Below are 21,849 nucleotides of genomic sequence, written 5' to 3'. Positions count from 1 at the left end.
GCAAGATCCGATGCTCGACTACCCGCATCACCGCACTCGTCCAGGCCATCCTCGCCCTGCATCTGGCCAGCTCAGAGCGATGATGGAAAAGGCTCCGTGGCTGCTCCCTGCGGACCCCGCGGCATTACGGGGCGCTCGCCGTCGCGGTATCGGAGCGCCGCCGATCGGCAGGGGCGCCAAGGCGGGGGCCGCGTCCTTGACCGATGTTTGCGGACGTCCCAACGGGCTCCGCGATCGGGCACTAGAGTCCTGCTGTGCCGTACGTCACATGGCGGCGCGGGGCGGTTGGCCGTGGCGGGGCGGCCGAGTGAGAAGATCCGGGGGCTTCATGCGAGAGATGGTCAAAGGCTCGAACGTCGCGCTGAGCACCCTGAGTGAGAACCCCGGCTCGGTGATGCTCAGCCTGAGCTGGGTGAGCCCAACAGGGGACGGCGATGCGGACGTCTCCGTCCTGCTGGTCGACGCGCACGGCAAGGTGCGCAGCGATGGCGACTTCTACTTCTACAACAACCCCGTCGCCACTGACGGCAGTGTGCAACTGCTCGGAAAGACGCCGACGGAGAGCGGAGAAGAAGACCGGATCAGCTTCGATCTGACTGCGGTGCCCTACGACATCGAGCGGATCGTCGTGGCGGCGAGCCGCTACCAGGGCGCCGGCTTCGGGGAACTGGAAGACCTGCAAGTGGTCCTGGCCGACGGGGGCGGCGACAGCCTCCTCAGTTTCGCCATAGACGACGCCGGACCGGTGAGCGCGATCATTTTCGGCGAGCTGTACCGGCGCGGGGGCGAGTGGAAATTCCGAGCCGTCGGGCAGGGCTACGACACTGGCCTGGCCGGCCTGGCGAGGGACTTCGGAGTCGACATCGAAGACGACGCGGGCGCCGAGGCCACGGTTCACGGCCAAGGAGACGCCGAACCTGAGAGCAGGTCGGTTCCGGGCGGCGCCGTCGACCAAGCCCCGGCGGCTGCCGGCGGATCACCTCCAGCCCCCCGCACTCCTGCCGGCGAGGCGAGGTCGAAGGCGGCAACACGGCCCAGAACCGCGCGGAGGAAGGTCACCGTACCCAGGGTGCCGCGGAAGTCCCTGGCGGAGAACGACTCGTGGAAGCAGGCCAGGCTCTTTCCGGTCTCGGCGCTCAAGAGCGACCGGGACCGGGAGACGCGCGCCACTTCGGTGCTGCTCTCGGTGATGGCGCAAGTACCCGAGTTCGGGCGCAGGCTCACGGCCGTCTTCGGAGCGCCGGCCGGTCGTATGGAGACGTTTACCGAGGTCTCCCTACCGCACGGAGAAGCCCCGCGCCGCCCCGACGGGGTGCTCCGGGTGGAGAGGGCCGGCAAGCTGTGGACCGCGCTACTGGAAACCAAGACCAACGGCAACGGCTTCAAGCCCGAACAGGTGCAGGCATACGTGGACATCGCCGCACGCCGTGGGTACGAGGCCGTGATCACTCTCTCGAACGATGTCGCGCTGGAAGGCAGCCCGCTCCTCGACGTCAGGATCGACGGGCGGCGCAAGCACAAGGTATCCCTCTGGCACCTGTCCTGGGCTGAAGTCGCCTATCAAGCACAAATGCTGATCAGGCACGAGGGGGTCGGAGACCAAGCACACGCCTGGTTGCTCCATGAGCTGCTCCACTATCTGCGGCACGAGAACTCGGGCTGCCACGGATTCCAGAACATGGGGTCGGCCTGGGTCCCCGTACGCAACGGGATCGACGACGAGACCCTGTGCCACGGCGACCCGCGCGCCCTGGAAGTGGTCGAGAGCTGGGAGCGGCTCATCCGGCAGATCTGCCTCAGCCTCGGTGGCGAACTCGGTCAGAAGGTACTGCCGGTCCAGCGTGCCAAGCGCGGAGCCGATCCCGAACTCCGCCGCAATCTTCTTGCCGACCAGCTCTGCCTCGACGGCAGGCTGCGGGCGGAACTGCGAATCGAAGGAGCTCCGGGAATCCTGGCGGTCAGCGCCGACCTGCGCACTGCCAGGCTCCGCACCTCCATCGACGTCCCCGTACCCGAGCAGGGCTACCCGCTGACCTGGGCCAAACGCCTCATCCGTCACCTGGCCGGGGCTCCGGCGGATCTCCATGTGGAGACACTGGTCGAAGGAGGCACCGGTGGACCACGCGGCACGTTGGAACGGCTCCGCCCCGAGCCGGCAGACATGCTGCCGAAGAAGAACGACGCCCAGATCACCGGGTTCCGCCTGTCGCTCCTCAAGAGCATGGGCAGCAGCCGCGGCAACGCGGAGTCTGGTTTCATCCGCAGTGTCGACGACGCCGTGCATCGCTTCCACTCCGCGGTCGTGGTTCACCTGGACCGTGTCCCGGTCCGGCGCACACCGGTGAAGGACGGGCCGGGCACCGCGTGACGCCGATGCAGGGGCGGCGGCGCGCGGAGGGCGCCCGGTCGTCACCCGTGAGGCGGAGGCATCGGGCTCCGCCGAGGGGTGCGGGCAAACTGCTGCCGCCCGAGCTGAGGGTGGTGGCGCAGCGGAGATGTGGTGCTGCGGAGGAGAAGACGCACCACGGTTCGGTGTCCCGCTCGGTGGACCCGCCTGGACGGAGGGGGAGGAACCACGAGCGACACCTCGGCGACCCAGACTCGATCGGAGGTCCCTGTGGATGAGTAGCAGCCTTCAAGACCTGGCCGTCAACCTTTCAGCTGCTGCAATCGCCTTCGTGGCGGGCTGGTCATGGGGAAGACTCCGCGACCTGTGGAGGTTCCGGAGTGTGCGGGGCTTCTGGAAGCCGTTCACCACCGACGACCTCAAGGTGGTGACGTCGATCTTCATCCAGGAGGAGCACTACATATGGGAGCGATCTGGGCTCATCGGGGTCGGGGACGTGCTGGCACTTAACGAACTACGACACCAGCTGAAGCGGGCGGGAATCGATCAGCTTCCGTTGACGCCGAGCCACCAACTCACCGGGCTGGAACGCCAAGGCAACCTCGTCCTGGTCGGCGGACCTCACTCCAACCGGGTAACTGCCGAAGTCTTGCGGCGATTGCCCGTGACCTTCGCATTTGGTTCGGCCGACACGCATGACGCCGACATCTACGATTCCCTGACGGGCAACGTCATGCGGTGCGTCATCGACCCCAACGGGCAACTCGCGGTGGATCAAGGCATATTGATCCGTGCGACCAACCCCTTCAACCGGCGTCGGAACGTCATCGTGCTTGCCGGAAGCTTCGGATTCGGCACGAGCGCCGCAGCGCGCCTCCTGGTCAGCTCGGAGATCCTCACCCATGAGATCGTTGCTCAGGGAAGCCCGTTCGAAGCCGTCTTCTGCGTGGACATCGTCGGAGGGACTCCGCAGCACATCGAGTTGAAGGAACTTCGGCGGTTGGATCCAACGATTCTCCGCCCGGGATCCTGAGCCGTACCCGGGGCAGAGAGACGCTCGTGTCCCGGCTACTTCGCTACTTCGGTGGGTCCCTGGCAGAACGTCATCTTCCTCGGCTGGAACGTGCCGCGTGGAAGGGCGGTCAGCCACCCGAACCGTCCTGTACGCAGGAGCGGAACAGGCGCAGCAGCTCACGGGCGGCGGGGCTCTGGGCGTCGAAGGTCTGTCCCCGGTGTTCAGGGAGGACGTCCGGCCCCCAGAGACGAGCGCTGTGGCAGCGGAAGCAGAAGGCGATCTCGAAGAGTTCCTCCGTGGCGCTGTGGGCCCGGATTCCCCAGCCCGGGGCGAAGCACCTGTACAGCTCGTCGGGTGGCAGGTCGGCGATGAGGTCCAGGGCTCGCCGGGCCCGGTGCTCTGCCCAGATCGCGACCGTCACCCCTGCCAAGTCGCTCGAAGTGAGGTGCCTGATGGGATCGGTGATGCGGACGGCTTCCACAAGCTCGGTCTTCGCCCGGGAGAGGGGGAGTTGCACGCGTACGACCTCTCGTCGATGACAGTACCGTCGAACAGGGCGAGCCTGCGGGGCCAGGGGACACCGATGAGGAGCCATCGCCGTGCACCGCGTCTGGTCACGCCGGGCCTTCGGCGCCGTCGTGCAAGGTACCCGGCGGTCCGGCGGGGTTCCTCGGCCCCTCAGGCCATCACCCGTAGAGATCACCAGGGTACGACTCCCTTGTCGTCGAACAGCTGACCTCGCCCGACTCGAACGACGGTTCCGGGTCGTGTTGCTGGAGCGCACCAGCCGCAAGGTCACGCTCACCGAAGCAGGAGCCGTGCTGCTGTCCGAGGCGCGCGCGATCCTCGGCACGGTAGCCGCGGCCGAACGACGTACCCGGCAGGCCGCGCAGAGCCGCCCCCGCCCCGTCCTCGCCGCCAAGCCCGGTACCGCGGACGAGGTGCTCGCCGAACTGCTCGACGCCTACCGAGCGGTACCCGAGGCCGCCAGCGTCGACCTGCTGCTCCCCACATCCGCCTGTACCGACCTGCGCCGGGACCTCGCTGCCGTGCCGGTCCTGGACGCGCCGCCCGTGACGACGGTGATCGCCTGGCCATCGCAGAGCCGCCTGCGCGAGGTCGCCGACCTGGTCCGTGTGGCGACAAGCCCGCGACCGGGTCCGCGCCGTCGAACGCCAGGGCGCCACCAGGAGCGGCCGGGGCGCCCGACCGGGCTCACTGCCGGGTGAGACGCCAGTGGACGGCTTGCGCCAGTCGGTCCGCGGCCTCGTCGTCGAACTGCAGGTAGAGGAACGGTTCGATCAGTTCCATCTCGACGATACGAGGCCTCCCGGCGTCGTCCCGGATCATGTCGATGCGCGCGTACAGCAGGTCCTGCGCGCCGGGCACGCTCTGTAGTGCGTCCCGCGCAGCCGAGAAGTGATCGGGGTCGGGGCGGCAGGGCCGGGCGGACCAGTCGTCCCCCGGTTCTGGCGCCAGGATCCCGGCACGGAGCTCCTCGGGAGCGAGGTACCCGTGCTTACGTACGGCGTGACTGAAGGCGCCACCGATGAACACCAGGGAGATCTCGCCCCAGCGATCCGCATGGGCGAGGTAGGGCTGGACCATCATGGACGGGCGGGAAGAGGCGTATGCGCACGCGGCGTCGATGTCGGTGGTCCGCAGGGCGTGCTGTCCTCCGATCCCGATGCTTGGTTTGACGACGACCTCCTGCCAACTGCCGGGCAGATCCGCGGCGGTCAGCCGCTTGCGGGCTGTCGTCCACACCGTGGGAACCACCGCGCAGCCCCGTCCGGCCAGGTACCGCAGGTATTCCTTGCGGCTGTTCCACGCGATCACGCGCGCCGGGTTCGACAGCGCGGTCCGGTCCCCGATGCGCCGGACGGCGGCGAGGAACTCGGTGTGTCGGGCGGTGTAGTCCCATGCGCTGCGCACGATCGCCGCCCGGTACCCGGACCAGTCGACGTCCAGGTCGTCCCAGCGCACGGCCGCCACGCTCATCCCGAGACCTTCGATGGCGTCGACGGCTGCTTTGAGTTCCGGGTCGTACCCGTCGAAGGTCAGGTACGCCACGTCCACCGAGGAACGTGCGCTAACCACGGACGGCCCCCGGCGGGGTGACGGGCGCGAGGGTGACCACCAGGACGTCGCGGTAGGCTCGTCCGGGCCGACGGGGAGTCAGCGGGCTGACGTAGTGCTCCACCATGGGGTCTGCGAGCAACAGTGCGTCACCGACGGCAAGCGGCCCCTGGAACAGCGCCTCCGCGGTATCGCCCAAACCCCTGACGGTCGTGATCGCGCCGCTGTCGTTGTGCCGTGCGACGCAGGCGACGAGTACCCAGGAGAAGCCGTCCTGGTGAAAGCCTTCCGGGGTGGGCATACCGGGGTGATCGTCCGTGGCCAGGACACGGATCTGATGGCAGCCCAGAACGAACTCCCCACGCGGCACGATGCCGCGTTCCTGCGCGCGCAGGGCCAGGGCCCGCGCGCACCCCCGGGCAGGTGCCGCGAGCGGGGCGAACGCCCGCTCGATGCCTCCGGCATGGCTGTTGAGGTGCCTGCTCTGGAAGAACGGGACTCTCAGACTCCAGTGCAGCTCGCCCGGGGTCAGAAGCGTCTGCCCGTAGGCCCGGTACCGGTACACGTGGTCGCCGTCGAGGTACTGGTCCGCCGGAAGGTCCTCGTAGCTCGCGGCGAGACGGTCGTCGATGAGGTCGGAGCAGGCGATGGTGTGGACGGGCAAGAACTCTCCTGGTTCGGAACGGATTTACGGTGTTTGGGCCCGGGCCACCGGGCACCTGCCGCACCCCAGGACCGGTTGAGCGCCGTTCGAACGGGAACGCCGCCTTGCCGCTACAGCCACCAGCGCACCGGGCGCAAAGTGCCCGTACGTGCACCTCGGAGGGACTGCGGCGAGTCCTCTTCGCCGAAGGCCCTCGTGCTCAACGAAGCCAACCGCGCCCGGTCACGCCCCAAGGCTCCGATCTCGCCTGGAGTGCATCCGCCGCAACCGAACCGCCGGCCCGCAGCCGAAGAGGGGCCGCACGCAGCCGGGCAAGGGCCGGCAGGCGTCGAGCAGGGGACGGTCAGCCCCCTGAGCCGGGCGGATAGGCCGGGCGGACCGTACACCGTTCGCACCCGAAGAGGATGCGCAGCCGTGGGCGCTACTTTCGGCCCGGGGTCCATTTCATGCCGAGCCGGTACGCGCGGGAGATCACGTCCTGGACGCCGGGGCCGTCCTGCGGGGTGAACCAGCGCACCTCGCGCCCGATGACGAAAACGCAGGTCAGGGACGTGTGACGGTCAAGGTACTGGAAAGTGCAACGGCCACATGGGCCGTGTGTCTTTTGGTATCCACAAGAAAGCCCCCGACTTGCATTCCTGCAGGTCAGGGGCTTCTTTGGCACTTCATCAGAAGTGCCCCCGGCAGGATTCGAACCTGCGCACACGGCTCCGGAGGCCGTTGCTCTATCCCCTGAGCTACGGGGGCGTGTCGCTGCGTTGTGGCGACGGGTAGAACCCTACCAGCTCTCCGAGAGTGATCAGGAACGGGTTTGGTCGCTGGCCCACGCTTCGCCCGCACGGGGTGGAAGTGGGGAAAACCCGGACGCGAGGGCCGGAGCGGACCTACTCTCGAGTTGTGCCAGGCGCTTCGGGCCGAGTGCTTGTTGTCGATGACAACAAGGTCATCCGGCAGCTGATCAAGGTCAACCTCGAGCTGGAGGGCTTCGAGGTCGTGACCGCGTCCGATGGTGCCGAGTGTCTGGAGGTCGTCCATGCCGTGCGGCCGGATGTGATCACGCTGGATGTGGTGATGCCTCGACTGGATGGTTTCGGGACGGCGGAGCGACTGCGAGCAGACCCCCGGACCAGTCACCTTCCGGTGGCCATCGTGAGCGCGTGCACGCACTACGAGGTCGAGCACGGTGTGGTTGCTGGTGTGGACGCCTTCGTGGCCAAGCCCTTCGAGCCGGCCGAGTTGATCAGGGTGGTGCGCCGTCTGGTCGAGGGGCACGGTGGGGGCGGTTCGTCTTCAGCTCAGCCGCCGGCTGCCGGCCGTAGCTGCGGATGAGGTGACGGGCCGGGCGCCCACATGGCGAAACCGGTTCGCGGAGGGACCCCCCTTCTCGCCTAGGCTGGTCCCGTGACCCCCGCTGAGCTCTCCCGTACCCTCACGCGCGCCGTGCGTTGCGCCGTCGAGGACGGTGAGCTGCGGGTCGTGGTGCCCGACCGGGTGGTGGTGGAGCGTTCGCGGCCGGGGGGGCGCGGTGACTACGCCTCGAACGTGGCTCTGAGGTTGTCCCGTGCTGCTGGGCTGTCCGCTGCCGAGGTGGCGCGGGTGTTGTGCCAGCGGTTGGCGGGGGAGCCTGGTGTGAGGTCGGTGGAGATCACCGGGCCGGGCTTCTTGAACTTCACCCTCGCTCTCGATCTCGCCCCGGTCGATGAGGTCCGCCGTCTCGGGAGCCGTTACGGGTGCGGGGGTTCGATGGCCGGTGCGGTGGTGGCGGTCGGTGCGGAGCCGAGCGGGCTGCGGGCACGGGTGTACTGGGAGGTTGCCCTGCGGTTGCTGGCGGCGCAGGGTGCCCGGGTGGCTCTGGAGGGGCCGGGGCTGGAGGCTGCCGGGCTGCACGGCCTTGCGGAGCCGGAGGCGGTTCGGCGGTTCGGTGCGGGCGCGGTGCGCTGGGGGGTGTTGGCCACGCCGGCCTCGGAGGCCGTACACCTTGATGCCGGGCTGCTGGTGCAGGGCGAGGGCAATCCCTATTTCACGGTTCGGTACGCCTATGCGCGCAGCCGGGCGTTGGAGCGGAGCGCCGCCCAGCTTGGTTTCGGTGGCGCGCCGGTTGCCGTGGGGGCCGCGGCCGTGGGTGCTCCGTACGAGTCGGTTGCCGGTCCTGGTGTTGATGCCCGCGGCGGTCGGTTGGTCGGGTTGCTGGCCGAGTATCCGTTGGTGTTGGAGGCGGCGGCGCACCGCAGGGCGCCGGAGCGCTTGGTGCGTCATCTCGTGGCCGTGGCGGACGAGTTGTTGGACTTTCAGTGCAGCGTGTTGCCGCTCGGTGAGGAGAAACCCTTGGCCGCCCACCGTTCCCGGCTGGCCGTTGCCGAGGCCGCCGGGGTGGTGCTGGCCGGCGGCCTGTCCCTGCTCGGCATTGACGCCCCTGAGTTTTTGTGACGTGATTTCTGTGACGCGCGAAAGAGATCGATCATGAGCCGTTCCGCCCATCCCGCCGGACCCCGCCACGCCGATGTGCTTCCCGAGGGGCACTACACCGCCCCGCCTGCCGATCTGAACGTCCTGGAGGAGAAGGTCTGGGCGCGCACGGTCTCCCGTGGTGACGACGGCGTGGTGACGGTGGCTGGGCTTGAAGTAACCCGGCTGGCCGAAGAGTTCGGCACCCCCGCGTACATCCTGGACGAGGCGGACTTCCGGGAGCGCTGCCGGGCCTGGGCGCATGCCTTCGGGAAGGAGGCCGATGTCTTCTACGCGGGCAAGGCCTTCCTGTCCAAGGCGGTGGTGCGCTGGCTCAAGGAGGAGGGGCTCAACCTGGACGTCTGTTCCGCGGGCGAGCTGAGCACCGCGCTCGCGGCGGACATGCCGGCCGAGCGCATCGCGTATCACGGCAACAACAAGTCGACGGCGGAGATCCGGCGGGCTGTTGAGGTCGGTGTCGGCCGGATCGTGCTGGATTCCTTCCAGGAGATCGCTCGGGTCGCACATGTGGCCGCTGAGCTCGGGGTGCGCCAGCGGGTGCAGATCCGGGTCACCGTCGGGGTGGAGGCGCACACTCACGAGTTCATCGCCACCGCACACGAGGACCAGAAGTTCGGCATCGCCGTGGCGGATGGGCAGGCGGAGGAGGCGGTTCGGCGGGCCCTTGGCCATGACAGCCTGGAGCTGATCGGCATCCATTCGCACATCGGCTCGCAGATCTTCGACATGGCTGGTTTCGAGGTTTCGGCCCGCCGCGTCGTGCAACTCTTGGCGAGGGTTAGGGACGAGCACGATGTGGAACTGCCGGAGATCGATCTCGGAGGTGGGCTCGGCATCGCCTATACCCCGCAGGACGATCCGCGTGAGCCGCACGAGATCGCCAAGGCGTTGACGGAGATCGTCGGGCGGGAGTGCGAGGCGGCCGGGCTGCGGGCGCCTCGGATTTCCGTGGAGCCGGGGCGCGCCATCGTGGGGCCCACGGCTTTCACCCTGTACGAGGTGGGCACCGTCAAGCCGCTGGAGGGTTTGCGGACGTACGTGAGCGTGGACGGCGGGATGTCGGACAACATTCGGACCGCTCTGTACGACGCGGAGTACAGCGTGGCGTTGGTGTCGCGCCGTTCCGATGCGGCTCCGATGCTCAGCCGGGTGGTCGGCAAGCACTGTGAGAGCGGCGACATCCTGGTTCGGGACGCCTTCCTGCCCGCTGACCTGGCGCCGGGTGATCTGCTGGCGGTGCCGGCGACGGGTGCGTACTGCCGTTCCATGGCGAGTAACTACAACCATGCGTTGCGTCCGCCGGTGGTGGCCGTGCGCGAGGGCGGGGCGCGGGTGATCGTGCGGCGGGAGACCGAGGAGGACCTGTTGCGGCTCGATCTCGGCTGAGTCGCTCGGGCCGGGGCGGGCGCTGATGCGCTGGGTTCGCTTTGGTTCCGGGAGGCCGGGCAGGGTTTGCGCGGGCGTTTGACGCAGGTCCGGAAATCCACGGAATTTCCCGGGAAACCGTCCTGGCCCTCAAAATGATCGTCTCGCACTATGGACGGGAGATGGAAATGCCTGTCCAGTGCGTGAGACTGGTGGCTGGTTCGCACCGGCTTGCACGAGCAAGCCGGGCTCGATGAAAGGCGTAGGTCGAAATGATGCGTACGCGTCCGCTGAAGGTGGCGCTGCTGGGCTGTGGAGTGGTCGGCTCAGAGGTGGCGCGCATCATGACGACGCACGCCGATGACCTTGCGAACAGAATCGGCGCGCCGGTGGAGCTGGCCGGCGTCGCGGTGCGCCGCCCGTCGAAGGTGCGGGAGGGCATCGACCCGTCGCTGGTCACCACCGATGCGATGGCACTGGTCAAACGCGGGGACATCGACGTGGTCATCGAGGTCATCGGTGGCATCGAGCCTGCCCGGGCTCTGATCACCGCCGCGTTCGAGCACGGCGCCTCGGTGGTCTCGGCCAACAAGGCGCTGCTCGCCGAGGACGGCGCCGCGCTGCACGCCGCGGCTGAGCGCCACGGTCGGGACCTGTACTACGAGGCCGCCGTCGCTGGTGCTATCCCGCTGGTGCGCCCCATGCGCGAGTCTCTCGCCGGGGACAAGGTCAACCGCGTCCTGGGCATCGTCAACGGCACCACCAACTTCATCCTCGACAAGATGGACTCTTCCGGCGCCGGCTATTCGGAGGCGCTCGACGAGGCCACCGCGCTCGGCTACGCCGAGGCCGATCCGACGGCCGATGTCGAGGGCTTCGACGCCGCGGCCAAGGCGGCGATCCTCGCGGGGATCGCCTTCCACACCCGGGTTCGCCTGGACGACGTCTACCGCGAGGGCATGACGGAGGTCAGCGCCGCCGACTTCGCCTCGGCCAAGCGGATGGGGTGCACCATCAAGCTGCTCGCCATCTTGGAGCGCGCTGCCGACGGCCGGTCCGTGACGGCCCGGGTGCACCCGGCGATGATCCCGCTGAGTCACCCGCTGGCGTCGGTTCGGGAGGCGTACAACGCGGTGTTCGTGGAGGCGGAGGCAGCCGGCCGGTTGATGTTCTACGGGCCTGGCGCGGGCGGTTCGCCGACCGCTTCGGCGGTGTTGGGCGACCTGGTCGCGGTCTGTCGCAACAAGCTCAGCCAGACCACGGGACCGGGGGAGTCCGCGTACACGCAGCTGCCCGTCAGCCCGATGGGTGAGGTCATCACCCGATACCACATCAGCCTGGACGTGGCGGACAAGCCCGGCGTGCTCGCGCAGGTCGCCACGGTCTTCGCCGAGCACGGCGTGTCGATCGACACGGTCCGCCAGCAGGGCAAGGACGGCGAGGCATCCCTCGTCGTCGTCACCCACCGCGCGCCCGACTCCGCCCTTTCGGGGACGGTCGAGGCGCTGCGCAAGCTCGACACCGTCCGTGGTGTCGACAGCATCATGCGTGTTGAAGGGGAGTAAGGGACCCATGACCAGCAACGGCACCCACCAGTGGCGCGGCATCATCGAGGAGTACCGGGACCGTCTTCCGGTGACGGACGCGACGCCGGTCGTCACGCTCCGCGAGGGCGGTACGCCGCTCGTGCCGGCTCAGGTGCTCTCCGAGCGCACCGGGTGTGAGGTGCATCTCAAGGTCGAGGGCGCCAACCCGACCGGCTCCTTCAAGGACCGCGGTATGACCATGGCGATCACTCGCGCGAAGGAGGAGGGGGCGAAGGCGGTCATCTGCGCCTCCACCGGCAACACCTCCGCTTCGGCGGCTGCTTACGCGGTTCGGGCCGGCATGGTGTGTGCCGTTCTGGTTCCGCAAGGCAAGATCGCGCTGGGCAAGATGGGGCAGGCGCTGGTGCACGGCGCGAAGATCCTCCAGGTCGACGGCAATTTCGACGACTGTTTGACGCTGGCACGGCAGCTGTCCGACAACTACCCGGTGGCTCTGGTCAACTCGGTCAACCCGGTGCGGATCGAAGGGCAGAAGACCGCCGCTTTCGAAATCGTGGACGCTCTCGGTGACGCTCCTGACGTCCATGTGCTGCCGGTCGGCAATGCGGGAAACATCACCGCCTACTGGAGGGGCTTCAGGGAGTACAAGGCGGACGGTATCTCCACGCGCACCCCGCGGGTGTGGGGGTTCCAGGCTTCCGGTTCGGCGCCGATCGTGCGGGGTGAGCCGGTGAAGGAGCCACACACGATTGCGACTGCGATCCGCATCGGCAATCCGGCCTCCTGGGAGTTCGCGCTTGCCGCCCGGGACGAGTCCGGCGGGTTCATCGATGAGGTGACGGATCGCCAGATCCTTGCTGCTTACCGGCTGTTGGCCGCGCAGGAGGGCGTCTTCGTGGAACCCGCCTCGGCGGCGTCGGTGGCCGGCCTGCTCAAGGCCGCCGAAGCTGGCCTGGTCGATCCGGGTCAGCGCATCGTCTGCACCGTCACCGGAAACGGCCTGAAGGACCCCGACTGGGCGGTCGCAGGGGCTCCCCAGCCCGTCACCGTGCCGGTGGACGCCGCCGCCGCGGCCCAGCGCCTCGGCCTGGTCTGAGGGCTGGCCCGTCACCCTGGTGGTCCCGTGGGTGACGCCCCTGCGCGGTGCGCCCAACCGTGCAGGGGTGCCCCCTCGGGCGGCGCCTCGGGGGTGTTTCGGCCCGCATGGCGGCGCCGTGGTCGGTGCTCGCCCGTCGAGTCGCGAGGCGGCCCCGGGTATCCGGTTTGCTTTCGCACGCGCTCCGTCCCCCGCCGTGCCGCGAGGTCGCTCCCTGTGGCGCGGTGGGCGGGTGCCGGGCGTCAGCCTGTGGCGGAGCACGGGGTTCTGGCGACACGCACCATGCGCCTCCCGTGCGCCCTATGTCGCGACAGAACCTTCCTTCGATAGGCTGTACTTAACCTGCGCCGCCGCATCCGGCTTGGTGCTGCCCCAGTGCTGCCCTCGCGGCCCCCTCACCACATTCGCAGCGAAAATCTCGCACTGTTACAAGGAGTGTCATCGAGCGATGGCCGGTCCCGCGTTCCGCGCCGCCGCCGTACGGGTGCGCGTCCCCGCCTCCAGCGCCAACCTCGGCCCCGGCTTCGACTCCCTGGGCCTCGCCCTGGGGCTCTACGACGACGTGGTCGTCCGGGTGGCCGACTCCGGCCTGCACGTCGACATCGCCGGCGAAGGTGCCGAGACGTTGCCCCGCGACGAGGCCCACCTCCTGGTGCGCTCCATGCGTACCGCCTTCGACCTGCTCGGTGGGCAGCCCCGTGGTCTTGAGGTGGTCTGCGCCAACCGCATTCCGCACGGCCGTGGCCTGGGCTCCTCCTCCGCCGCCATCTGTGCGGGCATCATGGCCGCCCGCGCCGTGACGATAGGTGCGGACAGCAAGCTCGACGACGCCGCCCTGCTGGAACTCGCCACCGAGATCGAGGGGCACCCGGACAACGTGGCGGCCTGCCTCTTCGGCGGGTTCACCCTGGCGTGGATGGACGGCGGTGCCGCGCGGGCCATCCGGATGGAGCCTGCAGATTCCATCGTTCCGGTGGTCTTTGTCCCTTCTGTTCCGGTGTTGACGGAAACCGCCCGTGGTCTGCTGCCGCGTTCGGTACCGCATGTGGACGCCGCTGCCAACGCCGGCCGGGCGGCCCTGCTCGTCGAGGCCCTCACCAGGCGCCCCGAGCTGCTGCTGCCGGCCACGGAGGACCGCCTCCACCAGGAGTACCGCTCGCCGGCGATGCCGGAGAGCGTTGCGTTGGTCAACCGACTGCGGGCGGACGGCGTGCCCGCAGTCATCTCCGGTGCAGGACCTACGGTCCTGGCGCTGGTCGGGAACGGTGTGGCCGAGAAGGTCGCACAGCTCGCGGGTGAAGGGTGGGCAGCGCACCGGCTGGCCCTCGATTCCGCGGGTGCGAGCGTGCTGCCGCTCGGCGCCCCATAAGGAGACCAAGGGGTGCGCGGGCGGATCCACCGGCGGTGCGCGGTGCTGTGTGAGCACTCGCGGGCTGTGCGGTGGGCGATTGCCGGTGAATGAGAGGGGGAATGTCTGTTGGATCCGGTAGTGTTAACCTCAAGTACGCATCCGAAGCCTTCGTGGCTCGGTGCTCAGTGTCCCCATCCGGGACCACCTTTCTTCCGGGAGCCTCCCCAACTGCTTTGATCACTGCCAGGCAGTTTCGAGCACGCTCCGGAATCGGCGTGACGATCCCACGCTTTCAGCAGGGAGCCTCGCGCCGGAACCCACGTACGCATCTTTCCGCCGCCAATTGTCACGGCGGACCACCGCCCCGGCACGGTCCACCAACCAGGGACCGAGGTCGGACAGCACAACCGGTCGCCGAGCCAGACAGGCCGACGTCCGCTCCAGGGAAGGACCCTTCGTGAGCGACACCACCGATCTGATGGGCGTTGCCGACAAGAATGTCGACACCAGTGCGCCCGCCGCGGGTTCTGCCGCAGCCACCACTCCCCGGCGACGCCGCTCCGGCACCGGCCTTGAGGGCATGGTCCTGGCGGAGCTGCAGCAGGTCGCTTCGGGCCTCGGAATCAGGGGCACCGCGCGGATGCGCAAGAGCCAGCTGATCGAGGTCATCAAGGAGGCGCAGGCCGGAGGCGGCTCCGCCCCCGCGGCCAAGAACGCCGCCGCCGGCGAGAGCGCCGAGACCAAGCCGAAGCGCCGCGCCACATCCAAGGCCCGTACCGGCGAGGCCGCCGAGAAGGCCGCCACCGAGAAGGCCGTGGCCCAGCAGCAGATCGACATTCCGGGCCAGCCCGCCAGTGACGACCAGCCGGCCGGCGAACGCCGGCGTCGGCGGGCCACCGCCGCCGCGGGCAGCCCCGAGCAGGCTGCTGCCCCTGCAGCGGTCGCCGTGGCCACGGCTCCCGCCCAGGCCGAGCCCAAGGGCGAGGAGCGCACCGAGGCCAAGGCCGAGTCGGCCACCTCCACCGCCACGCAGGAAGGGACCGAGGGCCGGGGCCGTCGGGACCGTCGTGACCGGGGCGAGCGCGGTCAGCGCGACCGTCGTGACCGCGGTGAGCGGGGCAAGGGCGAGGAGACGGCCGGCGGCGGACAGCAGGGCCAGGGCGGCGGCCAGCGTCAGCAGCGTGACGGCCGTGGCCAGGGCTCGCAGAACAACGGGCCGCAGGACGAGTTCGAGGACGAGGGCGGCCGGCGGGGCCGTCGCGGTCGTTACCGCGACCGGCGTGGTCGTCGTGGGCGTGACGAGTTCGGAACCAGCGAGCCGCAGGTCGCCGAGGACGACGTACTGATCCCCGTCGCGGGCATCTTGGACATCCTCGACAACTACGCCTTCATCCGGACCTCCGGCTACCTGCCCGGCCCGAACGACGTGTACGTCTCCCTGGCTCAGGTCCGCAAGAGCGGCCTGCGCAAGGGTGACCACGTCACCGGTGCCGTGCGCCAGCCGAAGGAGGGCGAGCGTCGCGAGAAGTTCAACGCGCTTGTGCGGCTCGACTCGGTGAACGGCATGGCGCCGGAATCGGGCCGTGGTCGTCCGGAGTTCCAGAAGCTGACCCCGCTGTACCCGCAGGACCGGCTTCGTCTGGAGACCGACCCGGGCGTGCTGACCACGCGGATCATCGACCTCGTGTCGCCGATCGGCAAGGGCCAGCGTGGTCTGATCGTCGCCCCGCCGAAGACCGGTAAGACGATGATCATGCAGGCGATCGCCAACGCGATCACCCACAACAACCCCGAGTGCCACCTGATGGTCGTCCTGGTCGACGAGCGTCCGGAGGAAGTCACCGACATGCAGCGGTCGGTCAAGGGTGAGGTCATCTCCTCGACCTTCGACCGCCCGGCCGAGGACCACACCACGGTCGCCGAACTCGCCATCGAGCGGGCCAAGCGGCTGGTGGAGCTGGGCCATGACGTGGTCGTGCTGCTGGACTCCATCACCCGCCTGGGTCGCGCGTACAACCTCGCCGCGCCCGCCTCCGGCCGCATCCTGTCCGGCGGTGTCGACTCGACCGCGCTGTACCCGCCGAAGCGGTTCTTCGGCGCCGCGCGCAACATCGAGGACGGCGGCTCGCTGACCATCCTGGCCACCGCGCTGGTCGAGACCGGCTCGCGGATGGACGAGGTGATCTTCGAGGAGTTCAAGGGCACCGGCAACATGGAGCTCAAGCTCGACCGGAAGCTCGCCGACAAGCGGATCTTCCCCGCGGTCGACGTGGACCCGTCGGGTACTCGCAAGGAGGAGATCCTCCTCAACAGCGAGGAGCTGGGCATCGTTTGGAAGCTGCGTCGGGTGCTGCACGCGCTCGATTCACAGCAGGCGATCGAGCTGCTGCTGGACAAGATGAAGCAGACCAAGTCGAACGCCGAGTTCCTGATGCAGATCGCGAAGACGACGCCGTCGCCGAACAACGGCAACGACTAGGAATCTCGCTCCCCCGGGAACCGCCGGGCATCCAGCGGAGTCTTCCTGGTATCGAACCGCCCTGTCGCCTCGACAGGGCGGTTTCTTTTGTCTGCTCTCAACTGGCTTTAGTTTTTTGCCCGTTATCTAGCTGGAATAAAAGGCCGTCAGGTCATAGGATCGTCAGGCCGCATGAGGGGGGAACGTGCACCGGGGATCTTTGGTGTGCGTGGCGGCTTCGTCATGCCTTGTCATGCATCCGTCTGCTTTCGCAGCCTCCCGTCGTGCTCAGACTTGAACTCATAACGGGAGAACGAGTGTTCACTGCCAAGACCTCGCTGCGTCGCCGCTTCGCGTCGACCGGCGTCGCTACGGCGATAGCCGCCGGCCTGCTCGCCATCGCTCCGGCCGCCCCCGCGGGTGCGGCCACGCAGGCCGATGAAGGTGGCAAGGCTGACGCGCGGATGATCAAGTTCCTCGACGGTGCGCGCAAGGCGCTCGGAGAGACCAACGACACCCCCGGCCCCATCGAGCCGATGATCATCGGCGGCGGTAAGGCCAGCATCAAGCAGTACCCGTACGTGGCGCAGCTGTGGTGGTTCGACGGCCGCGGCAACGCCTCCTTCTGCACCAGCTCGATCGTGGGCCGCAAGAAGGTCCTGACCGCTGCGCACTGCACCGACGGCCGCAACATGCGGACCCGGGTGAGCGGCAACAAGCTCGTCGGCGGCGTGGTCATCGTGGGCGCCAGCAAGCGCTACGACGGCAGCCTGCACGGCGGCTCCGCCATGTGGGTCACCAAGCAGTGGCAGCACAAGAAGTACAACAAGTCGAAGATCGACAACGATGTGGCCGTCCTGACCCTGAAGAAGTCGGTCGCCTCCAAGCGCGTCATCAAGATCGCCAGCAGCACCGAGAAGACCCGCTACAAGTCCGGCACCAAGGCCCTCGCGTTGGGCTGGGGTCGCACCAAGTCCACCAGCAACGCCCTCTCGCCGTACCTGAAGAAGGCCACGCTGCCCATCAACAAGAACAGCACCTGCTCCTCCGTCTGGGGGCGCAACTTCATCAAGGGCCACATGATCTGCGTGGGCAAGAAGGCCACCGGCAGCGACCGCACCACCGTCGCCACCTGCAACGGTGACTCCGGCGGCCCGCTGGTCGTCCGGGGTCGTGTGGTCGGTGTCACCTCCTGGGGCGTGAAGAACTGCGTCGCCCGAGGTGCCCTCCCCGTCTACGCGAAGGTCAGCACCTACTCGAAGCTGATCGCGGCGCAGCTGCGCTAAGCGCACGCAACTCGGTACAGCACTTCCCGGGCCCGCCCGGCCGCTTCGGCGGCCGAGCGGGCCCGACCGCTTTCGGTGGCGGGTGCGGACGCCGCAGTCCCTCCGGGCGGTCGGTCCGGCCCCATCGCGTCAGGGGCCGGTGCCCGGGTGCGACCTTCGCCACACGCAGCCGCACGGGCAGCGGCTTCGATCCCCGCCTTCTGTTCGGCTGAACCCGCAGGTCGTATGCGGTGCGGTGATCCGTCCGGGCTGTTCGTCGGGCACCCGCGGCCCCACTCCTCACAGGGCGGGCACAGCTGACCGTGCAACCCTTCCCGCCGGATCGCCGTCTGACCAATGTGATGTCAGGCGCATTCCGGAAATCCCGGACCAAAGGCAATCCCAGGGGCAGTTACAGCCAGTGAGGGCAAGGGGAGCGTAAGACGCATGTCCGAGCAGAAGACCCGCGGTGCCACCGGCCGCCGCAGGAAGCGACCGCCAGCGCGGCGGCGGGCACTGGCGGTGGTGGCGTGGGGTGCGGCTGGCCTCGTGCTGCTCGGTGGTGCCGGGCTTGGCTACTTCTACGTCAAGTACAACGGCAACCTGCACAGCGTGGACCTCGACGCCGCCCTCGGCACGGACCGGCCCGAGGACGTGGACAACGGCTCGATGGACATCCTGGTCCTCGGCTCCGACTCCCGGGACGGGGCGAACAGCGAGTACGGAGCCGACGACGGCGGAAGCGCCCGTTCCGACACGGCGATGATCGTCCACCTCTACGAGGGGCACCAGAAGGCCAGCGTGATATCCATACCGCGCGACACCCTGGTCACCCGCCCCTCCTGCAAGAAGCCGGGCGGGGGCGCCGATCCGGGTGGGCCGCGCAAGATGTTCAACGAGTCCTTCACCGTGGGCGGGCCCGCCTGCGCGGTCAAGACCGTGGAGAAGATGTCCGGCATCCGCATGGACCACTTCGTCGAGGTCGATTTCACCGGCTTCAAGAAGATCATCGACGGCCTTGGCGGCGTGGAGATCACCACTCACGAGCCCATCAAGGACCCGGCCAGCCACCTCGACCTGCCAGCCGGTACCCACCGGCTGGGCGGCGAGCAGGCCCTCGGGCTGGTCCGCACCCGAAAGACTGTCGGCGATGGCAGCGACCTCGGCCGCATACAGCTCCAGCAGGCGTTCATGAAGGCGCTGCTGACCGAGATCAAGGGCATCGGGCTCTTCGAGAGCCCCACGAAGCTGCTGGGTCTCGCGGACACCGCCACCAAGGCCATCACCACCGACAAGGAACTCGGCGACGTGAAGTCCCTGGCGTCCTTCGCCGACAGTCTGCGTACTCTGGGCGCCGAAGACATGCAGATGGTCACGTTGCCGGTGGTCTACGACACCATCGACCCCAACCGCGTCGTCCCGCTGGAGCAGGAGAGCGGGCAGGTCTGGCAGGCGCTGCGGCAGGACCAGCCGCTTCCGGACTCGGTGACCCGGCGCTCGGCGGGCGACAAGGGGGCCGCGGGCTCCCTCGTCGACGGCGGCTGATCCCCCGCCCACGACGTCGGCCACGGCGCCCCGCCGCCGTGTCGGACCGTCCGAACGCGCCCCGCCGAGGGGCGGCCCTGCGCCTTGCGGCGCACCACCGTGACCCACACCGACCCTCCGCGGCAGCGGTCTACGGGTGGCTGTGGCGGGGCTGGAATACACCCCACCCTCGCGGCGTTGAGCTGACCGTCCTCGAATTTTGATAGGCGGCCCGGTCCTGGCAGACTGGTCCGTCGGCCCCGGTTCACGCAGTGCGCAATTCCGCCACCTGCGACCCGGAGCCCTCCCGAATCTAGGAGACACCTTGAAGCGCGAGATCCACCCCGAGTACGTCGAGACCCAGGTCAGCTGCACCTGCGGCGCGGCGTTCACCACCCGTAGCACCCTGACCGAGGGCACCATCCGTGCCGAGGTCTGCTCCGAGTGCCACCCGTTCTACACGGGCAAGCAGAAGATCCTCGACACCGGTGGCCGCGTGGCCCGCTTCGAGGCCCGCTTCGGCAAGGCTGCTGGCTCCGCCAAGAAGTAGCGAGCCACGGCGCCGGTCGACGGCCGCCCCCGCGCACCACAGGGGCGGCCGGACCGGCGCCTTTGTCGTCCCGCAGCCCCCACGCCCTTTCACCACAGGAGCCCCCGATGTTCGAGGCGGTCGAGGAACTGGTCGGCGAACACGCCGATCTTGAGAAGAAGCTCGCCGACCCTTCGGTCCACTCCGACCAGGCCAACGCGCGCAGGCTCAACAAGCGCTACGCGGAGCTGACCCCCATCGTGGGCACCTTCCGCGCCTGGAAGGAATCCGCCGGAGACATCGAGACGGCCAAGGAGCTGGCTGCCGACGACCCGGACTTCGCCGCCGAGGTCAAGGAGCTGGAGAAGCACCGCGAGGAGCTCACCGAGAAGCTCCGCCTGCTGCTGGTCCCGCGTGACCCCAGTGACGACAAGGACGTCCTGCTGGAGATCAAGGCGGGCGCGGGCGGCGACGAGTCCGCCCTGTTCGCCGGGGACCTGCTGCGCATGTACCTGCGCTACGCGGAGCGGGTCGGCTGGAAGACCGAGATCATCGACTCCACCGAGTCCGAGCTCGGTGGCTACAAGGACGTCCAGGTCTCCGTGCGGACCAAGGGCGGCCAGGGAGCCACCGAACCCGGCCAGGGAGTCTGGGCCCGACTGAAGTACGAGGGCGGAGTGCACCGCGTGCAGCGCGTGCCCGCCACCGAATCGCAGGGCCGCATCCACACCTCCGCAGCCGGCGTGCTCGTCACCCCGGAGGCCGAGGAGGTCGAGGTCGAGATCAACGCGAACGAGCTGCGCATCGATGTGTATCGCTCCTCCGGTCCCGGCGGGCAGTCGGTGAACACCACCGACTCGGCGGTCCGCATCACCCACCTTCCCACCGGTGTCGTCGCCTCCTGCCAGAACGAGAAGAGCCAGCTCCAGAACAAGGAGCAGGCCATGCGCATCCTGCGGTCGCGACTGCTGGCCGCCGCCCAGGAGGCCGCCGAGCAGGAGGCCGCGGACGCCCGGCGCAGCCAGGTGCGGACCGTGGACCGTTCGGAGAAGATCCGTACGTACAACTTCCCGGAGAACCGGATCTCGGACCACCGGGTCGGCTTCAAGTCCTACAACCTCGACCAGGTCCTCGACGGGGAACTCGACGCGGTGATCCAGGCCTGCGTGGACGCGGACTCCGCCGCGAAGCTCGCCGCCGCGCAGTAACCCCCTCGTACGGATCGACGGACTCGCTGGAGGAAGCGTGAACCTGCTGCTTGCCGAGGTGGCCCAGGCCACCCAGCGGCTGGCCGCCGCCGGCGTGCCCTCACCGCGGTTCGACGCGGAGGAGCTCGCCGCGTTCGTGCACGGGGTCAAGCGCGGTGAGCTGCACAACGTCAAGGACGCCGACTTCGACGCGCGCTACTGGGAGGCGGTCGCCCGTCGCGAGGCCCGCGAGCCGCTCCAGCACATCACCGGCCGGACCTTCTTCCGCTACCTGGAGCTCCAGGTGGGACCCGGTGTCTTCGTGCCGCGTCCGGAGACCGAGTCCGTGGTCAGCTGGGCCATAGACGCCGTGCGCGCCATGGACGTCGTGGAGCCGCTCATCGTCGACCTGTGCACCGGCTCCGGAGCGATCGCGCTGGCGATGGCACAGGAGGTGCCGCGCTCTCGTGTGCACGCCGTGGAGCTCAGCGAGGACGCGTTGGTGTGGACGCGCAAGAACGCCGAGGGCTCCCGGGTCTGCGTGCACCAGGGTGACGCCCTCTCCGCCCTGCCCGAGCTCGACGGCCAGGTGGACCTGGTCATTTCCAATCCGCCCTACATCCCGCTCACCGAGTGGGAGTACGTGGCGCCCGAGGCCCGTGACCACGATCCGGAGATGGCCCTGTTCTCCGGCGAGGACGGTCTCGACACCATTCGCGGAATCGAGCGCACCGCACACCGGCTGCTGCGCCCCGGCGGCCTCGTGGTCATCGAGCACGCCGACACCCAGGGCGGGCAGGTGCCGTGGATCTTCGCCGAGGAGCGGGGCTGGGCCGACGCGGCAGACCATCCGGACCTGAACAACCGCCCGCGGTTCGCCACCGCCCGCAAGGCGACGCCGTGACCGGCTGGCAGCGCCCCGTAATCACCATGACCATGACCATGCACGAGGAGGC

The 21,849-nt window shown here is 68.8% G+C and carries 18 protein-coding genes and 1 tRNA gene; 15 read left to right on the top strand and 4 right to left on the bottom strand.

Annotated elements, in window-relative coordinates; translation table 11 throughout:
- Positions 1–328 precede the first annotated feature (328 nt).
- A complete protein-coding gene (locus ACFYMC_RS20875; protein ID WP_388527323.1) occupies positions 329–2,368 on the top strand; it encodes a TerD family protein in 2,040 nt (679 codons plus the stop codon).
- A gap of 253 nt (positions 2,369–2,621) precedes the next feature.
- Entirely contained in the window at positions 2,622–3,380 is a 759-nt protein-coding gene (locus ACFYMC_RS20870) for a hypothetical protein (RefSeq protein ID WP_388527321.1), read from the top strand.
- A 109-nt stretch (positions 3,381–3,489) separates the two neighbouring features.
- Here the strand turns inward: ACFYMC_RS20870 and ACFYMC_RS20865 are convergent, their stop codons facing one another.
- Positions 3,490–3,879, bottom strand: coding sequence for a hypothetical protein (locus ACFYMC_RS20865; RefSeq protein WP_388527318.1), 390 nt, complete (start codon positions 3,877–3,879; stop codon positions 3,490–3,492).
- A 250-nt stretch (positions 3,880–4,129) separates the two neighbouring features.
- On the opposite strand from ACFYMC_RS20865, the gene ACFYMC_RS20860 reads away from it, so the two are divergent.
- A complete protein-coding gene (locus ACFYMC_RS20860; protein WP_388527315.1) occupies positions 4,130–4,591 on the top strand; it encodes a hypothetical protein in 462 nt (153 codons plus the stop codon).
- On the opposite strand, the gene ACFYMC_RS20855 is transcribed toward ACFYMC_RS20860, so the two are convergent.
- From ACFYMC_RS20855 to ACFYMC_RS20845, 3 genes are all read right to left on the bottom strand, one after another.
- On the bottom strand, positions 4,578–5,462 hold the full coding sequence (locus ACFYMC_RS20855) for a RimK family alpha-L-glutamate ligase (RefSeq protein ID WP_388527312.1): 885 nt from the start codon (positions 5,460–5,462) through the stop codon (positions 4,578–4,580). The two genes, ACFYMC_RS20860 and ACFYMC_RS20855, sit on opposite strands and share 14 nt — an antisense overlap.
- Positions 5,455–6,105 carry a 2OG-Fe dioxygenase family protein gene (locus ACFYMC_RS20850; RefSeq protein WP_388527309.1) on the bottom strand — a complete coding sequence of 217 codons (651 nt, stop codon included), beginning with the start codon at positions 6,103–6,105 and terminating at the stop codon, positions 5,455–5,457. Before ACFYMC_RS20850 ends, ACFYMC_RS20855 begins: the two co-directional genes overlap by 8 nt.
- 675 nt (positions 6,106–6,780) lie before the next feature.
- Positions 6,781–6,852 (bottom strand) — tRNA-Arg (locus ACFYMC_RS20845).
- A 96-nt stretch (positions 6,853–6,948) separates the two neighbouring features.
- Between ACFYMC_RS20845 and ACFYMC_RS20840 the strand changes: the two genes are divergently transcribed.
- The 12 genes from ACFYMC_RS20840 (at position 6,949) to prmC (ending at position 21,797) form a co-directional block, all read left to right on the top strand.
- Positions 6,949–7,434, top strand: coding sequence for a response regulator (locus tag ACFYMC_RS20840; protein ID WP_388527307.1), 486 nt, complete (start codon positions 6,949–6,951; stop codon positions 7,432–7,434).
- 72 nt (positions 7,435–7,506) lie between these two features.
- Positions 7,507–8,532, top strand: a complete 1,026-nt coding sequence (gene nrtL, locus ACFYMC_RS20835) for an ArgS-related anticodon-binding protein NrtL (RefSeq protein ID WP_388527304.1) — start codon at positions 7,507–7,509, stop codon at positions 8,530–8,532.
- A 33-nt stretch (positions 8,533–8,565) separates the two neighbouring features.
- Positions 8,566–9,957 (top strand): diaminopimelate decarboxylase, encoded by a 1,392-nt coding sequence (gene lysA, locus ACFYMC_RS20830; protein WP_388527301.1) that lies wholly within the window; start codon positions 8,566–8,568, stop codon positions 9,955–9,957.
- 254 nt (positions 9,958–10,211) lie between these two features.
- A complete protein-coding gene (locus ACFYMC_RS20825; RefSeq protein WP_388527335.1) occupies positions 10,212–11,501 on the top strand; it encodes a homoserine dehydrogenase in 1,290 nt (429 codons plus the stop codon).
- A 7-nt stretch (positions 11,502–11,508) separates the two neighbouring features.
- Entirely contained in the window at positions 11,509–12,579 is a 1,071-nt protein-coding gene (gene thrC, locus ACFYMC_RS20820; RefSeq protein ID WP_388527298.1) for a threonine synthase, read from the top strand.
- Positions 12,580–13,027: 448 nt separating this feature from the next.
- Positions 13,028–13,948 (top strand): homoserine kinase, encoded by a 921-nt coding sequence (thrB, locus tag ACFYMC_RS20815; RefSeq protein WP_388527295.1) that lies wholly within the window; start codon positions 13,028–13,030, stop codon positions 13,946–13,948.
- 439 nt (positions 13,949–14,387) lie between these two features.
- Positions 14,388–16,409, top strand: coding sequence for a transcription termination factor Rho (gene rho / locus ACFYMC_RS20810; RefSeq protein WP_388527292.1), 2,022 nt, complete (start codon positions 14,388–14,390; stop codon positions 16,407–16,409).
- 296 nt (positions 16,410–16,705) lie between these two features.
- Positions 16,706–17,674, top strand: a complete 969-nt coding sequence (locus ACFYMC_RS20805) for a S1 family peptidase (RefSeq protein ID WP_388527289.1) — start codon at positions 16,706–16,708, stop codon at positions 17,672–17,674.
- 426 nt (positions 17,675–18,100) lie between these two features.
- On the top strand, positions 18,101–19,198 hold the full coding sequence (locus ACFYMC_RS20800; protein ID WP_388527287.1) for an LCP family protein: 1,098 nt from the start codon (positions 18,101–18,103) through the stop codon (positions 19,196–19,198).
- A gap of 304 nt (positions 19,199–19,502) precedes the next feature.
- On the top strand, positions 19,503–19,727 hold the full coding sequence (rpmE, locus tag ACFYMC_RS20795; protein ID WP_388527284.1) for a 50S ribosomal protein L31: 225 nt from the start codon (positions 19,503–19,505) through the stop codon (positions 19,725–19,727).
- Between the two features lie 107 nt (positions 19,728–19,834).
- Positions 19,835–20,914 (top strand): peptide chain release factor 1, encoded by a 1,080-nt coding sequence (prfA, locus tag ACFYMC_RS20790; RefSeq protein WP_388527282.1) that lies wholly within the window; start codon positions 19,835–19,837, stop codon positions 20,912–20,914.
- A 37-nt stretch (positions 20,915–20,951) separates the two neighbouring features.
- Positions 20,952–21,797, top strand: coding sequence for a peptide chain release factor N(5)-glutamine methyltransferase (prmC, locus tag ACFYMC_RS20785; protein WP_388527280.1), 846 nt, complete (start codon positions 20,952–20,954; stop codon positions 21,795–21,797).
- Positions 21,798–21,849 lie beyond the last annotated feature (52 nt).

Origin of the sequence: Streptomyces sp. NPDC006879 (assembly GCF_042869595.1) — a bacterium.
GTDB lineage: Bacteria > Actinomycetota > Actinomycetes > Streptomycetales > Streptomycetaceae > Streptomyces.
This window is presented reverse-complemented; position numbering and strand designations above follow the sequence as displayed.